A 16,819-nucleotide genomic window follows, 5' to 3' on the forward strand; every position below is an offset into this window, starting at 1 on the left:
ATTGACTCTTAATACCGTACGTAATGAAAAAATTAATGATTGTATTGCTCGTAAGTGTTTTGTATGGCTGTAAAGAAGAAGATGTATATACAAATGTTGAGCTAGTATTGGAACAACCTAGCAATTTTCCAACACCTCATTATAATCTAAGATCAAATCCAATTACAGAAAAAGGTTTTGAGTTGGGTAAAAAGCTTTTTTATGATGGAAAATTATCTTCTGATGGCGTGGTTTCTTGCGCTTTTTGTCATCAACAAAAATTTGCGTTTACTCATCACGGACATCAGTTAAGTCACGGAGTAGAAGATAGAGAAGGAACAAGAAATACACCACCAATTCAAAATATGGCATTTCAAAAACAGTTTTCATGGGACGGAGCAGCTTTTCATTTAGATATGTTTCCTATAATACCCATTACCAATCCTGTTGAAATGGATGAAACCGTAACTAATATTTTAGAAAAATTAAGGCAAGATGCAGCGTACCGAAAATTATTTAGTCAAGCCTTCGAAGATGGACAAATCAATGCAGATCATACATTTAAAGCGATGTCTCAATTCATGCTTATGATGGTTTCTGCAAATTCAAAATACGATAAATATGTTCGAGTGGAAAAGGGAGGAGCATTTTCTGAACAAGAAAAAAACGGATTAGAACTTTTCAATGCTAAATGTGCCTCTTGCCACGTATCAGATTTGTTTACGGATGATGCTTTTAGAAATAATGGTTTACCAATTAATCCAGCACTTAATGATATAGGTAGAATGACAGTAACCTTGTTGGAAGGTGACAAATACAAGTTTAAAGTACCAAGTCTTAGAAATATTGAGCTTACCGCTCCATATATGCACGATGGTCGATTTGGATCTCTAAAATCAGTATTGAATTTTTATGCAACAGGAGTTCAAGAAACTCAAAACGTAGACCCAATCCTTAAAAAGGAAGATGGAACATGGGGAATACCCTTAAACGAACAAGAAAAGGAAGATATTATAGTCTTTTTAAAAACACTAACAGATGAAGAATTTATCAGAGACAAAAGATTTGCTGAATAAGGGAATGTTTATTCTAGGAATACTTATTTCAGTACAAATACAAGCCAATACCCCTTTCCCAGAGCGTTACGAACTATTTTTAGATTGTGATGCTTGTGGATGCAGTAATAGTGGAGGTAGTTTAGGAATGGGAGGAATTATCGACAATAACTTTGTTGGAGTGCGTTACCTACATCAAAAATATCAGTCTAAAGACGGGATTTTTAAGAATTCACCAATTATCAACGAGTATTTTAATACAGTACAAGTATGGTCTAGAATTCCTATTATCAACGAGTATTTAGAAGCACAAGTTTTTGTGCCTTTCCATTTTCATACAAGAGACTATATCGATAAAACTACAGCTATTGAAGGCTTAGGAGATATTTCTTTCTTAATTAATTATACATTTTTGAATAAAACTACTGGGAAGTATAAAGAAGAAAAAGATAAGATCATCTCTTCTAATCATCTCTTAAAAATTGGAGCTGGAATGAAACTGCCTACCGGAACGTACAACGAGGCAATAAATAATTCTATTAATCCTAGCTTTCAGTTGGGAACTGGAAGTATAGATATAATTACCAACTTTCAATATGTGTATAAAAGAAACGATTTTGGAATTACAAATTATTTTAATTACTATATAAAAACAACAAATAAAGAGGAATACAGATTTGGAAATCAATTTAACTTTAACAGTACCTTTTTTTATATGTTTAAAGATAGTAAGCAAAATAGCTTTGTGCCATCGGTAGGAATTTCTGGAGAGGTTTTTGCTAGTAATAAAACGATAGGTTTAAAAGTGAAAGATACAGAAGGTTATGCATTGTTTTCTAATTTAGGAGCAGAATACAATGCAAAAAAATTAACAATAGGTGTCTTAGCAATGTATCCAATTCAGCAAAATTTAGCACAAGGAACCATAGAGGTAAAGTACAGGTCGGCTATTTACCTGAATTACAATTTTTAAGAAGACTGTTCTTTGTTATCTTGGGAGTTAAAGCGATCATTGTTTTAAAAAAATAATAGATTTTACGTAAGGATTCTTAAATTTGGTGACGAATCCTCAGTTAATAATTAAAAATAAGAACATGAAAAAATCAATTTTATCAATTATCATATTTGCTGTAGCACTAGTATTTACAAACGATGCAGCGGCTCAAAAATTTGTAAGCTTAGATAAAAGTCCTATGGATGTGGCTGCCTATCCAAGTAGTTACAGGATTTCAGATAAGAAAGTAAAAGTTGTTTATAGTCGTCCTCAATTAAAAGGAAGATCATTAGCAAAATTAGCTCCCATGGGAAAAGTATGGAGAACAGGTGCTAATGAAGCGGCTGAAATTACATTTTATAAAGATGTAGTTTTTGGAGACCAAAAAGTAAAAGCAGGAACATATACACTATTTACGATTCCAGGAGAAAAAGAGTGGACTCTTATTTTAAATACTGCCAAAAATGTTTGGGGATCTTACTTTTATAATGAAAGAGAAGATGTAGCTAGAGTAATCGCACCTACTTCTAAATCAGACGAAACAATTGAAGCTTTTTCTATTGTTTTTGAAGGAGAAGACGATGCATTTAATATGTACATCGGGTGGGATAATGTTATTGTTACGGTTCCTATAAAAGGATAATATATAATTAAGTATATAAAAAAAACAGGCATTTTTAAATGCCTGTTTTTTTGTGGGTTATATTGAAGTTCATAAAGAAAGATACCCCAAGCTTCAACAAAACATTAAGAAAGTTGGCATGATGATTGTTCCAAAGTCTCTCTATATAAATTAAAATTATGATGATGAAAAAAACAGTACTTGTGATTTTATGCATAATCGCATTTTCAGGAGTTAAAGCACAACAAGTTAAATTTGGAGTAAAAGCAGGGTTAAATGTTGCTACGATTCATGGAGAAAACTTAAATACCGATTCGAAATTGGGACTTCATGTAGGTGGATTAGTGGAATTGAAATTATCAGATTCATTTTCTATTCAACCAGAAGTTCTGTACTCACAAATGGGTACAGAAAACGATGCTAATCAATTAAAAATAGATTACATTTCGTTGCCAGTCATGGCTAAATATTATATTGTTGATGGTTTTTCCCTTGAGCTAGGTCCTCAAATATCTTTTTTAGTAGATGATGTTGTAAAAACAAATGATGGTGGAAGCTTAGACCCAGATATAGAAAACTATGATTTAAGCGCAAACCTTGGTTTAGGTTACCAATTTAAACAAGGTTTATTTGTACAAACACGATATAATTTAGGACTAACGGCAATTCAAGAAAATCCGGATATTAAAAACGGTTCTTTTCAAATTTCTGTTGGATACCAGTTTTAACAATACAAAAAACCTCTCTTTTGAGAGGTTTTTTTATTAAACAGTATCTACTTTTCTAAAGAGTATTTTAGCTCAATGCTTGGATCCATTTGATAAGTGTAAACAATTGAATTAAAGTGAAAAGGATGCTCAATTCCCATTTCAAGAGGAATGCTTAGGGAAGATTCATTTCTTGTCAACCAAATATCGTCATAAACATGTACCAATGTGTCTAATATTAAGTAGTTGTATTGCTCAATGTTAATTGAGTTTACAGCTATTTTTTTATCAGGAAGTTGACTAGGGACTGTATCAGTATTGTTTAACGAAATGGCTTTCCTAACATCAATAATGGTGTCAATTTCTTCAGTTATGTGTTTGGAGTCAGTAACTGGATCAACTGATAAGCTCATTTTTACCAACACATTTTCTGGAATTACAGTGACATCTTCTGATAGTTGAGGTAATAGGTTAAATAAAATAGGAACATAACACTCTCTGTATAACAAGGCATCTAAAGTTTCACTAAACAGGATATGATACTTTTTAGCATCAGGGATTTTGAAAGTAACAGCATCAGCAGTATAGTGGCTTGTTACATAATTGGTAAGTTCCAATTTTTGAATAAGGGTTTTGGCATATTCTAGAGACTTATCATTAATTTCTAGTAAAGAAAACTGTACTTCTTCAGGGCTAAAAATCGGAGCAATTAGAGTAACAAACGGAGCGTACGGTCCGCAACCAGCATAAAAAACATAAATAGTTTCGTTTGGATGTTTTTGTTGTTGCTCTTTAATAGCGTTAACCAGAGCCTTTAAAAACTTCGCAGTGCGTTTATAATCTAATAAACATTGTGCTGCATGATTTAATCCTAATGCTTTCCCTTTTGCAGTTGTTACAGCTGCTAAATGTTCTATTTTTTGATCAAATCCCGTAAGTTGAGTTAATTCTTTAAAATAAGAATATACATCATCAATTAAGGTTTTAATTTCTGGTTGATTAATGGGCGTTTTAAGTAAAGCAGAGGCCTTTCTTTTAATATTAAAAGCAGTTTTGTTTTCGTTCATAGTTTGGTTTGTTGTTAAGTTTCCTAAATTATAAAAATACAATCAGTTATAAAAAAAGAAACCTGTTTACACAAATGTTTTTAAAAACTTAAAATGAACCGCTCATTACTAAAAAACAATCAGTAAAGGCATTTTCAAGCATTCGTAACTATACAATTAATACTTTACAATAAGCAATTATTACACTTGCTTTTAACCAAATTAAAAACTTAAAAAACATACTTATGTCTACAAAATACACCAAATTATCTGTTACCAATCAAACGCCAAAACCAGTAGAAGTTTATGTAACTTTTGCCGCTTCCAATAGCGCCAATAAATGTTGTCCATCCCCGGTTGGAGTATCAGATTTTGGTTTTTTAACCAATGTAAATAAACTCATGGGAAAATTTGAATTGGGAGCAGGAAAAACACAAGAGTTTGATCCAAATGGAGAATGTTTTAGTGGAAATATTTGTTTTTATATAGAGCCACAATGTCCAGTATCGGGAGCTGATTTTAACCATGGGGCACAAGGAACAAGTATCGCAGAGTTTACCTTAAACCCCAATACTCCATGTGCAGAAGCTTTTGATATAAGTTGTGTTAATGGTGTAAATAGCTTCATAGCGATGGAAGTAGATAAAGATGGAGGTTGGAATTATGGACCAAACAAAACACCCATTACAAAAATTTACAACAAAGGACTGCAAGAAAACTCAGGAAACCCAGGAGTATTTCCAGTAAATTGTACCGATTGTATTCAGTTGGTAGGTAATAAACCTTGTTCTACCTTACCATTAGGGCCTGCACAAACAGAAAGAATTTGTAATATTCAACGATCTGGGCGTGGAGGAACGTTACAAGTAATTTTAACAAACCCTGTACTAGCAGAATAGAAAAATTTCTCTTATTTCAATTTTAAACCTTGCAAACCTTTTATTAAGGCTTGTGAGGTTTTTTGTACTTATTTAAAGCTTTACAAAGTATTAAAAGAACTAAACTTTTTACTTACCAACAATAACTGTAAATTTGCATCCTTTAAAACAAGCGATTACAAATGCAATACAATCACCAAGAGATAGAAAAAAAGTGGCAAAAGTACTGGGCAGATCAAGGTACGTTTAAAGCTGAAAATAATTCTGATAAACCAAAATACTACGTGTTAGATATGTTTCCTTATCCATCAGGAGCAGGATTGCACGTAGGGCATCCGTTAGGATATATCGCATCTGATATTTATGCTCGTTACAAGCGTCATAAAGGGTTTAATGTATTGCATCCACAAGGATATGATTCTTTCGGATTGCCTGCGGAACAATATGCAATTCAAACAGGACAGCATCCAGCAATTACTACTGAAACGAATATCAAAACTTACCGTCGTCAGTTAGATAATATTGGGTTTTCGTTCGATTGGTCTCGTGAAGTTCGTACGTCAAATCCTGAGTATTATAAATGGACACAGTGGATTTTTATTCAACTGTTCAATTCTTGGTACAATAAAGACATCGATAAGGCAGAAGATATTACCACTTTAATAGCGACCTTTGAAGCAGAAGGAAATGCGAATGTAAATGCAGTTTCTGATGAAGATATTAGAGTGTTTTCTGCGGAAGAATGGAAACACTTCTCTGAAAAACAACAACAAGAAATACTTTTACAATACCGCTTAACATTTTTATCAGATACCGAAGTAAACTGGTGTCCAGCACTAGGAACGGTGTTAGCAAACGATGAAATTGTAAACGGAGTTTCAGAACGTGGTGGGCATCCAGTAGTGCGTAAAAAAATGACCCAATGGTCTATGCGAATTTCTGCGTATGCACAACGTTTATTAGACGGATTACAAAATATCGATTGGCCACAACCATTAAAAGATTCTCAGACCAATTGGATTGGTCGCTCGCAAGGAGCCATGGTTTCTTTTGATGTGGATGGACACGATGCTAAAATAGACGTGTTTACTACACGTCCTGATACTATTTTCGGAGTGTCTTTTATGACCTTAGCTCCAGAGCACGACTTGGTAAAGCGAATCGCTTCTGATGAGCAAAGAAAGGCTGTTGAAGAATATATTAAGGCTACAGCAAAACGTTCAGAACGTGATCGTATGGCAGATGTAAAAACCATTTCAGGAGTGTTCACGGGTGCGTATGCGTTGCATCCATTTACAGGAAAACAAGTGCCCATTTGGATTGGTGATTATGTATTAGCAAGTTACGGTACTGGGGCTGTTATGGCGGTACCATGTGGTGACCAACGTGATTACGATTTTGCAAAACACTTCGGATTAGAGATTCCGAATATTTTTGTAGATGTTGATATTTCAGAAAAAGCAAACGATGCTAAAGACGGAATCAAATTGGCAAATTCTGACTTCTTAGATGGTTTAAACTATAAAAAAGGAATGAAAACCGTGATTTACGAATTAGAAAAACGTGGATTTGGTTACGGAAAAATAAACTATCGTTTACGCGATGCAGTATTCAGTCGTCAGCGTTATTGGGGAGAACCATTCCCAGTATATTACAAAGACGGAATGCCGCAAATGATTGATGCAGCGTATTTACCAATCGTATTACCAGAAGTTGAGAAATACTTACCTACTGAAGATGGAAAACCACCACTAGGAAATGCTGAGGTTTGGGCGTGGAATAGTATTGAGAATAGAGTAGTGAGTAATGAGTTAATAGATAATGAAACTGTATTTCCTCTTGAACTAAACACCATGCCAGGGTGGGCAGGAAGTTCTTGGTATTTTAACCGTTATATGGATTCAAATAACAAAGGAGAATTTGTAAGCACAGCAGCGGTAGAGTATTGGAAAGAGGTAGATTTATATATTGGAGGTTCTGAACACGCTACAGGACACTTGTTATATGCGCGTTTTTGGCAAAAATTCTTGTTTGATAGAGGACTGTTACCAGTAGATGAGTTTGCTAAAAAACTCATCAACCAAGGTATGATTTTAGGAACTTCTGCTTTTGTGTATAGAGTTGAAGGAACGAATACTTTTGTCTCTAAAGGATTGGTAGGTGATAAAAAAGTACAAGCTATTCATGCAGATGTTTCATTAGTAAACTCCTCTGATGAATTAGATATTGAAGCATTTAAAAATCATCCATTAAACATTGATTTTAAAGACGCTGATTTCATTTTAGAAGATGGTAAATACATTGTGGGACGCGAGGTAGAAAAAATGTCGAAATCGAAATACAACGTTGTAAATCCAGATTTGATTTGTGAAGAATACGGAGCAGACAGTTTGCGTTTATTCGAAATGTTTTTAGGTCCGTTAGAGCAAACCAAGCCATGGAAAACATCAGGGATTTCAGGAGTGTATTCTTTCCTAAAGAAATTATGGAAATTATTTACGGATGAAAATGGTATCAACGTTTCTGATGCAGAACCAACGAAAGACGAGTTAAAAACCTTACATAAAACGATTAAGAAAGTAGAAGAAGATATAGAGAACTTCTCGTTCAATACGTCAGTTTCTACCTTTATGATTGCGGTAAACGAGTTGACTGCTCAAAAGTGTAACAAAAGAGAAATACTAGAGCCATTATTAGTGCTAATTTCTCCGTATGCACCACATATTGCAGAAGAATTATGGAGTCAGTTAGGACACAGTGAGTCTATTGCAACCGTAGCTTTTCCAAAATTTGAAGAAAAGCATTTGGTTGAAAGTTCTAAGAACTATCCAGTATCTTTCAATGGAAAAATGCGTTTTACCTTAGAGCTACCGTTAGATATGAGCAAAGACGAAATAGAAAAAACGGTCATGGCACACGAAAAAACGCAACAACAATTACAAGGAAGAGAGCCTAAAAAAGTGATTGTCGTTCCAGGAAAAATTATAAACATTGTAGGGTAAACTCACCTTATAAAATATATAAGACCCACAAACAATTAATTGTTTGTGGGTCTTTATTTTTAAACTAAATTCGCAGCCAGTAAAAACAAATTAAATTTTTAAAGGAATGAAAAAGATTTTTAAAATTAGCTATGCGGTTTTGATGTCCCTAACTTTAGTGATGAGCAGCTGTTCTGACAGCGATAATGATCCAGCAGGAATCGCAAACACAAAATTATCAGGAAAAGTATTTGGAACAAGTTTTACGGCTGAAGGAGGGAAAGCATTCATGTCTGGAAACAATGAGCTTTCGGTACATATTACCAACATTCAAGCAGCTTGCAGTTCAGATATTTTTGACTATGAGTTAGAAATTACAACTTATGTGAAAGCAGAGTTAGGAACTTATAATAATGTGAATGTAGTTTTTAATAAGAAAGGATCCACTCCTTTAAACTACCTTCAAGGAGTTGTTGAGATTGTTAGGTTTACAAACAATGAACTTACGTTAAAAATAAAGGCAACTTCAAGTAACGATAACTCAATAGAGGGCTTTTTTACAGTTCCTTTTTGCGAGTAGTACAAAAAAACAATATCAATGTAAGAAGCTTTTACCTGAACGTAAAAGCTTTTTTTATGTAAAAGATTAAAAACTTTTCTCAAATTTGCTTTCCAAAAAATAAAATATGAAAAAAGTATCCCTCAATAATGCTTGGTTTTTTGCAATAATTCCAATCGGAATTTTTGTTTTTGTGGTGCTACCTCAGTTACAAAATACCTATGAGTTTTTTCACAAAAGGGAAATAGAAGTCCAGCAAAGTATACGAGAGCTAGACTCGTTACAACAGATTACTAATCCTGCCAGAAGAGATTTAAATACTATCAAACGCCTTGAAATAAGCGTTCCAATTCAAAAGTTAGGTATAAGAAAAGAACGATACACTTACTATAAAACAGGTGGAATGTTAGCAGTATTGGCTTTTATGTTTATTGGCATGTTTGGTGCTAGTTATTGGGTAAAAAGGAAGAAAAACTTACCAACCAATAAACAAATAGCGTTTTCTTTTGACGACTTTACAGCCGATGCTATTGGACAACATATTTCATGGGATGCGCTGAAAGGATCAGGAAGTAATTTTTTAAGTGAACGTTTACGAAAAACAACTTCTGGTTATAAAATAACCTCTAGCTCTTATATGAAGTTTATAGCTTGGAGTTTCTTTTTAATGGGGGGAAACTATGTGGCTTGGTCTTATATAGAGTTTGTTGAGTTTTCAAAAGAATCATTAACCTTTATGCAGGGAGGAAAAATGTTTTTTACCTCTGGAGGTCCTTTTTTATTGATAGGAATCTTTTTGTTGTTTTCTTTTGGCACTAAGGTACAGCTAAACTCGCAAAAAAGAAAGGTGTTGATTGATGGAGAAATCATAGCTTTTCAACAAGTATATGCATTACAAGTATTGTCAAAATTTGTCCAAGGAAATAACTCTGGAGGGTATTATTGTTACGAGGTAAATTTAGTTACTCAAAGTGGCAAACGCCATAACTTGTTAAACCATGGAGATAAAGAGTATCTGTTAAGTGATATGGTGAAAATAAGTCGGTTTTTAAAAGTGCCTGTTTGGAATAATGGAGTTGTTTAAAATAATTTATAGGGTATTTGACAAACTTTTACTAATTTACACAAATACAAATCGTAAAAAACCACAATTATTTTATCCTGTAAAAAAAAAATATCCAATACATGTTACTTCTCTTCAGTAAAAGAGGTACCAATAAAGGTTTGGGAAGAGCTTGAATGTACAAGCAACTTGTACTTTCAACCTGCGTATTTAGAAGCTTTAGAAAAGAATAATGAGCAAATACAATTCTCTTATATTGTATTGTTTGATGAAAATAAAGAAGCAATAGCCTTTGCTACCATTAAGCTAATCGATTTTTACTTACACAGTGTTCAAAATAATTTACAATCGGTTGTAGAATGGATGCGATGTATGGGCAGGAAATTACAGTTGTTGTCTTCTCAAAAACCTTTTAAAATACTTACATGTGGTAATACTTTTGTAAGTGGAGAACACGGAATTTTTATCAAACCAAATCAAGATAAAAAAGAAGTTGTAAAACAATTAGCAAAAGCTATTGTGGCTTTTGAAAAAGACATTTCAAAAGAAACAATTGATGCTTTTATGCTGAAAGATTTTGTAAATGCCTCTCTTTTTATTACAGACGCACTTCATAGCGTAGGGTACAATTCATTTAATGTAGATCCTAATATGGTGTTGACACTAGACAGTAGTTGGAATACTTTTGATGATTATTTAGCAGCTTTAAAAACTAAGTACAGAGTTAAAGCTAAAAAAGCTTTAGATAAAAGTAAGGATCTACGAACGGAAGACCTAACTTTCGAGTCTTTAAAGCAATTATTACCTGAGATGATGTTACTATATAAGAATGTTTCAAATAAGGCGAGTTTTAATCTTGGGTACTTTAATATAGAAACCTACATATCTTTAAAGGAAAACTTAAAAGATGATTATGTTATAAAAGTATATTGGTTAGGAGATAAATTAGTTGGCTTTTTGTCTGGAATGATAAATCAACACTCGCTAGATGCCCACTTTGTAGGTATTGATTATACTGTTAATAGAAGTCATGCCGTTTACCAACGAATGTTGTATGATTATATAGCATTGGCTATTGATGGCAATATACAAACCATTAATTTTGGAAGAACAGCCAGTGAAATAAAAAGTTCGGTAGGAGCAGTACCACAAGATTTAACAATTTATCTACGACATAGAAAAAGTATTCCAAATCGTATTTTAAGCTTATTTTTGAATAGAATTCAGCCCACAGAATTTAGGCGTATAAGACCTTTTAAAACAAAAGTATAAAGAATTGAATCTTTATTGCAGTAAGAAATGAAAAACACACAAGAATTATTAAACATACTTACTCTTGACGATTTAGGTGAAGGGAACTTTAACGGAGTAAGTAGAGATATAGGAAGTCCAAATGTTTTTGGAGGTCAAGTATTGGCACAAGCATTAAATGCAGCATATAGAACAACTCCTAAAGAACGTATTTTACACTCGTTGCATTCGTATTTTTTAGAAGCAGGGAATTTAGAGTTACCAATTACCTATCATGTACAAATCATTCGTGATGGAGGAAGCTTTTCTACACGTAGAGTAACGGCACACCAGAAAGATAAAACGATTTTTATTTTGTCTTGTTCTTTTCATAAAAAAGAAGAAGGTTACGAGCATCAAATGCCTATAAAAAAAGACTTAAAACAACCGGAAGAGTTGTTGAGCTGGACAGATATGTTAGATCAATTTGGAGCTTTTTTACCAAAGAAAATGAAAGACTTTTTAAGTATTGAGCGCCCTATTGATTTTAAGCCTGTACAAATTGTAAATCCGTTAGATCGAAAAGATTTACCTCCTGTGGTTGATGTTTGGTTTAAATTAAAAGGAGAAGCTTCTGATTTGCCATTAGGAATTAAACAGCAAATATTAACGTATATATCAGACTATAATATTTTAACCGCATGTTTAAATCCAAATGCCAGTGTAGCCAATTTTGGGAATACACAAATGGCAAGTTTAGATCACTCTATGTGGTTTTACCGTGACTTTGATTTTAATGACTGGATGTTGTTCTCGGTAGAAAGTCCTAATACTAATGGAGCAAGAGGTTTTGCTTGTGGAAATATTTATACTAGAGAAGGTAAATTAATTGCTTCGGTAGCACAAGAAGGTTTAATGCGTCCCATGAAAAAAAGTACTAGTTAATCTAGATAAGAAATAAAAAAGCCGAGTTAATTAACTCGGCTTTTTGTTTGATTAAGCTTCTATTTCAGCTGTTTTGGTACTGATATGAAACTCTTCGTAGGTTTCTAGTAAGCTCATTAATCCAGAGACTAAATCTTGTGTCTCAATTAAAATACTAAAGTATAAGGTAGTATTTTTCGGACTTGTTTCGTCTGTTCTAATGCGATCTACTTGCTTTTCAATAGATTTAGATACATCCTTTAATAATTCTTTCTTTTCGTTAATAATATGTTCTAAATTATCAAAACTTCTATTTTCAAATGTATTAGCAATATCATCTAATAACTTAGAAAGAGTATTGTCAATACTTTTAAGATCTTTAATTTGTCCTTTTTTAAGGTGTTTATGGTTGTTATTAACGTGCTTGTATGTTGCTCTTGAAATATAGCTAATAGATTGTGCAACGTCTTGTAAATACCCTAAAATTAAGATATAAAATCTACTTGCCTGTACCGAAGTGTCATCTAATGATTTAATAAAATAGAATACACCGTCTTTTAAACTGTCAATTTCATCGTTTAGTTTGGTAACGTGTTTATCTGTTTTACGTAACTTCACTAAATCGTGTGTAGCAAGGTCTTTTACCACACTTGAGTATAGTTTGTTAATGCGATTAGCAACACCAGCAATATGATCTGAACTTTCTTCAATCACACCATTAATAGTGATTAATTCTGCTCGTTCCATATGTACTTGTTTCTTCTCTTCTTTAGATTTTTTTCTGTGTTGTAATGTATTTCTTGCAATTAAAAGAGCCACTACTAATAACAATACAGGAATCATTACCATATCCCAGCTAATTAAGTAAGCTACCAAAGCAGCTGTTAAAAAAGCTGTAATGGCTGTTAAAAACCATCCGCCAATAACATTAATTACACCAGCAACTCTATAAACAGCACTTTCGCGTCCCCAAGCTCTATCAGCTAAAGAGGTACCCATTGCTACCATAAATGTTACATAAGTGGTAGATAATGGTAATTTCATTGAAGTTGCAATAGAGATTAAAATACCAGCAACAATTAAGTTTACAGAGGCTCTTACTAAATCGAAAGCAGGCATTTCATAAGTTTTGTCTTTTGGTAATTCAATTACAGGTTTTTGAAACTTAGAATCTATAAAGGTTAAGGCTTTTTTAGGAACAACAAAATTAACAACAGAGTTAATCCCCATAGCACTTCTTACTACCACTCTTGATAATGGATTTGGTTTAAATTTTTCATGTCCGTCACCTTGACGAGATAAATCGATACCTGTTTTAATAACATTTCTCGCTTTGCTTGAAGTCCATAAAGTAATAACCATAATCGCTCCTGCTAATAATAGTAACCATACGTTAGAAGGTACTTTCTTTGCTAAAATCCCCATAGAGAATGCGTCAGGAGCAATGCCAGATACTTCCCAAGCTTGGTATGAGTTCCACGCAGCAATTGGTACTCCAATAAAGTTAACCAAATCGTTACCAGAAAAGGCCATTGCCAAAGAGAAGGTTCCAATACCAATAATCAATTTTAAAATATTAACGTTTAGGAACTGTATTAAAAGATGAGATACCGCACTCCAAAAAACAAAGCTTCCAGCTATAATAAGCAAAGTATTGCCTTCAATAAGGTGTTTTATATCACTATAAAAAGGAGTTCCTTTCATTCCTTTAATAATGATAAAATACGTAATAGCAGTAATTGCAAAACCACCAAATAATGAGTTAATATATGTAGGTCTTTTCTCAAAGTTAAATGAATAAATTAAACGAGAAATAAACTGCACTACAGCTCCAACAGAAAAAGCGACTACTACTGAGAGCAGTATTCCGTTAATAATTTGAATAGCTTTTTTATGATTAATGTAGTTCCAAATGTCTGAAATTGATTGGGTGTCGTTGGCTGCAATTTTAATTAATGACACACATACAGCAGCTCCTAACAATTCAAATACAATAGAAACTGTTGTTGAGGTAGGCATTCCTAATGAGTTAAAGATATCTAACAGTAAAATATCAGTAATCATAACTGCCATGAAAATAAACATGATGTCTTGGAACATAAACATGCTAGGGTTAAAGATACCCTTACGCGCTACTTCCATCATTCCGCTTGAAGTAACTGCCCCAAAAAACACCCCAACACTCGCAATTATCATAATATTTCTTACTTTAATTGCTTTAGAACCGATTGCTGAATTTAAAAAGTTTACAGCATCATTACTAACTCCAACAACCAAGTCAACAATAGCTAAAACAGCTAAAGCGACTAGCATCAAAATATATGGATCTCCCATTTTTTAGTTTTTAATTAAGTTTTGCAAATTTAGTTACACAAGAATGCTCTCATGTTATGTTTATGTTATCATTTAAAGGTGTATGTCTACTTGTAATCTATACATTAATTGATTTGTAGCTGCTGCTATGTCTAAGTAGCTGATATCGGTTTGAACCTTTAATTTATGACCAACAATGTATTTTGATAATCCTATTGTGTATTGATTTTCAGTTCCTTTACCTGTAATGTTTTCGTCTAAAGAAATATTGGTAAAACGACCAGATACCTCCCAGTTCTTAGTAAATAAATATCCCGACTGTAGATTTAAACCACTTCCTACTTGCACAATTTCTCCTGTAGGAGTTCCATCTGAGTTTTTTGCAATAGGATCTTTTGCGTTTCTGTATGAATATTCTCCCATAAAAGAAAACCCTTTATACTTAAACATAGTATCTATAAAAAAGGTTGAAATGTTTGTTTGATAATACCCGTCATCAGTAACCATATACGTTCCTTGGTTGCTTCTTGTTTTTACAGCATTGTTATTAAAATCATAACTCATACCAATAGCAAGTTTAGGTGTTTGTTCTCTTTTTAAGTCTCCTCCCATATAGTCTCCTTTTCCTTCAAATTTTCCAAAAGGTAAAAGTTCTAAATGAGCGGTATATTGATGACCTCCTAAGTTTCCTATCGTAACATTTCTTCCTTCTCCTTGTGAAAAAGCCAGAGCTTCTCTTACTATGAAATTATCAGATAAATTGAAATGGTGTCTTAACTGTACTCCCATATCTCTATCAATATTAAATCGTTTGTTTAATAAAGAACGATCTACTAATTGCATGTTTGCTGAAGAGATAACTCGTTCACGGTTGCCCGGTAGTTTGGTTTGTCCAAACCATAGTTCGAAGTTTTGGTAGAAATTCCATTTTAAAACAGCATCTAAAATATATCTTGGAGCATTTCCTGTATGTTCTGAAGCACCGCTAATGTCTCTATTAGATAAACCAAGCTCCATTTTATACTTTAACTTAGGAGAAAAAGCAAATCCTTTAAATTTTAAACGTGCTCTTCTCACTAACATAGAAGAAGATGGGTTGTACAAACCATCTTTGTTAGAATCCCATTCTCCTGTTGCTAAAAATTGCATTCGGGCACTCATTTTCATAGACCAAGTGCTGTCTTTTCCTATAATATTAAGTAAGCCGTTACCAAATTTTGTGGATTTTTCGTGTTGTGCATGTGTATACGTCAACATAAATATACTTACAAGGGTAAGTATTTTTTTGTAATACATTAAGGGTAATTTATTAGTTTTTGTCGCGGCAAATTACCAACCCTAATGTTAATTTAAAGTTAAGTGAATATTAAAAAACTGCCTTGTTTTCAAGGCAGTATGTGGTAAGTCACATAAATAGTCGACAAAAACTAATAAATTTATAATGACTCTACACCTCTAAACTGAGGTAAGTCAAAGGTATTCTCTTTTTTTAACGCAAGTATTAAGTATGTTTTAATAAACTGTTATGTAAAGTACGAGATTAAGTTAAGAAAGGGTTAAGTAGTTAGATAAAGTTTGCTATTTTTTTAGGCCCTTCAAGAACGGTTCTTGTAATCTGCATGGTACCATCTTCGTTGGTAACGACATGCCACTTGATAAGAGTAATTTCATTGTTTTCAATTTCTAAACCAGTAATGCATCTAGGGTGTACACAACTACCATCGTTGAAATGAGGAAGTTCATTTTCAGAAGGAAATCTAGGACGATGAGTATGTCCTGTAACAATCATTTGTTGGTTGTTATTTAAAATCCACTTTTCTAAACGACGTTCTACCTTTATCAATTCTTTAAAGTTTTGAGCAGGACTGGTAGGGTCTTTAATTCCGTGTATTTGTAATGGTCGCCATAAAGCACGAACTAAAAACCTGCTTAATTTCCAAAAAGTATAGTTGAACCAATCAGCTTGATGGCCGTGGAGTAAAAAAATAGACTTCCCATCTTCTTGTATCAATTTAATTGCTTCTGAAAAAGAAGCATTGGGCATTAACTCTTTCTTTTTTCCATCAATAGTATCGTAATAAAAATTAAAATTCTTAGCAACGTTTTTAGGTTTTCTATAATTCATATCATGATTACCCCAAATAAAATGTAGCCTGTTTTGTTGATGAAACTTTTGAAGTAATAAATAAATGTTTTTATTCGTATTGAAAATATTTATAAATTTATTTTCCCAAAGCTCATCTCCATCACCCAACTCAATATAAGTAAATTCACTTTGAAGGTATTGAGATAACGCATAGTGATATATTTTTCGATTATGTGCAAAGTCGTCTGCAAAACTGTTATCACCTCTATGGCAATCAGAAAATAAGATGTATTTAGAGTTTTTGTTTAAAGGAAGTTTTTTTGCTTTTTTAAAAGCCTTATTTATTCTATGTTTTGAAAACATTTATGGTGAAAATTTATGT

General features: G+C 33.0%; 14 protein-coding genes. 10 read left to right on the forward strand and 4 right to left on the reverse strand.

Going from position 1 to position 16,819, the window contains the following annotated elements:
* Positions 1 to 23 precede the first annotated feature (23 nt).
* From ACN0WY_RS01165 to ACN0WY_RS01180, 4 genes are all read left to right on the forward strand, one after another.
* The gene (locus tag ACN0WY_RS01165) at positions 24 to 1,055 is read left to right on the forward strand and encodes a cytochrome-c peroxidase (RefSeq protein ID WP_330488978.1); all 1,032 of its coding nucleotides are present in this window, start codon (positions 24 to 26) and stop codon (positions 1,053 to 1,055) included.
* Entirely contained in the window at positions 1,018 to 2,007 is a 990-nt protein-coding gene (locus tag ACN0WY_RS01170) for a transporter (protein WP_417799287.1), read from the forward strand. The genes ACN0WY_RS01165 and ACN0WY_RS01170 overlap by 38 nt, the downstream gene beginning before the upstream one ends.
* A 121-nt stretch (positions 2,008 to 2,128) precedes the next feature.
* A complete protein-coding gene (locus tag ACN0WY_RS01175) occupies positions 2,129 to 2,671 on the forward strand; it encodes a DUF2911 domain-containing protein (RefSeq protein WP_330488980.1) in 543 nt (180 codons plus the stop codon).
* 164 nt (positions 2,672 to 2,835) lie between these two features.
* Complete coding sequence (locus tag ACN0WY_RS01180) at positions 2,836 to 3,378, forward strand: porin family protein (protein ID WP_417799288.1); 543 nt, start codon at positions 2,836 to 2,838, stop codon at positions 3,376 to 3,378.
* Positions 3,379 to 3,425: 47 nt separating this feature from the next.
* On the opposite strand, the gene ACN0WY_RS01185 is transcribed toward ACN0WY_RS01180, so the two are convergent.
* Positions 3,426 to 4,424, reverse strand: coding sequence for a phytanoyl-CoA dioxygenase (locus tag ACN0WY_RS01185; RefSeq protein WP_417799289.1), 999 nt, complete (start codon positions 4,422 to 4,424; stop codon positions 3,426 to 3,428).
* Between the two features lie 224 nt (positions 4,425 to 4,648).
* On the opposite strand from ACN0WY_RS01185, the gene ACN0WY_RS01190 reads away from it, so the two are divergent.
* From ACN0WY_RS01190 to ACN0WY_RS01215, 6 genes are all read left to right on the forward strand, one after another.
* Positions 4,649 to 5,302, forward strand: coding sequence for a hypothetical protein (locus tag ACN0WY_RS01190; RefSeq protein WP_417799290.1), 654 nt, complete (start codon positions 4,649 to 4,651; stop codon positions 5,300 to 5,302).
* 161 nt (positions 5,303 to 5,463) lie between these two features.
* Positions 5,464 to 8,283, forward strand: coding sequence for a leucine--tRNA ligase (gene leuS / locus ACN0WY_RS01195; protein ID WP_417799291.1), 2,820 nt, complete (start codon positions 5,464 to 5,466; stop codon positions 8,281 to 8,283).
* A gap of 106 nt (positions 8,284 to 8,389) precedes the next feature.
* Positions 8,390 to 8,842 carry a hypothetical protein gene (locus ACN0WY_RS01200; protein WP_417799292.1) on the forward strand — a complete coding sequence of 151 codons (453 nt, stop codon included), beginning with the start codon at positions 8,390 to 8,392 and terminating at the stop codon, positions 8,840 to 8,842.
* Positions 8,843 to 8,948: 106 nt separating this feature from the next.
* The gene (locus ACN0WY_RS01205; RefSeq protein ID WP_417799293.1) at positions 8,949 to 9,905 is read left to right on the forward strand and encodes a hypothetical protein; all 957 of its coding nucleotides are present in this window, start codon (positions 8,949 to 8,951) and stop codon (positions 9,903 to 9,905) included.
* A 168-nt stretch (positions 9,906 to 10,073) separates the two neighbouring features.
* Positions 10,074 to 11,156 (forward strand): GNAT family N-acetyltransferase, encoded by a 1,083-nt coding sequence (locus ACN0WY_RS01210; protein WP_417799294.1) that lies wholly within the window; start codon positions 10,074 to 10,076, stop codon positions 11,154 to 11,156.
* A gap of 27 nt (positions 11,157 to 11,183) precedes the next feature.
* A complete protein-coding gene (locus tag ACN0WY_RS01215) occupies positions 11,184 to 12,059 on the forward strand; it encodes an acyl-CoA thioesterase (protein ID WP_417799295.1) in 876 nt (291 codons plus the stop codon).
* 51 nt (positions 12,060 to 12,110) lie between these two features.
* Here ACN0WY_RS01215 and ACN0WY_RS01220 read toward each other — a convergent pair whose 3' ends face one another.
* The 3 genes from ACN0WY_RS01220 to ACN0WY_RS01230 form a co-directional block, all read right to left on the reverse strand.
* Positions 12,111 to 14,372, reverse strand: a complete 2,262-nt coding sequence (locus tag ACN0WY_RS01220; protein ID WP_330488989.1) for an inorganic phosphate transporter — start codon at positions 14,370 to 14,372, stop codon at positions 12,111 to 12,113.
* Between the two features lie 72 nt (positions 14,373 to 14,444).
* Positions 14,445 to 15,608 carry a porin gene (locus tag ACN0WY_RS01225; protein WP_417799296.1) on the reverse strand — a complete coding sequence of 388 codons (1,164 nt, stop codon included), beginning with the start codon at positions 15,606 to 15,608 and terminating at the stop codon, positions 14,445 to 14,447.
* Between the two features lie 307 nt (positions 15,609 to 15,915).
* On the reverse strand, positions 15,916 to 16,800 hold the full coding sequence (locus ACN0WY_RS01230) for a metallophosphoesterase (RefSeq protein ID WP_417799297.1): 885 nt from the start codon (positions 16,798 to 16,800) through the stop codon (positions 15,916 to 15,918).
* Positions 16,801 to 16,819: the final 19 nt, after the last annotated feature.

Source organism: Tenacibaculum sp., from assembly GCF_048269885.1.
Taxonomy (GTDB): Bacteria; Bacteroidota; Bacteroidia; order Flavobacteriales; family Flavobacteriaceae; genus Polaribacter.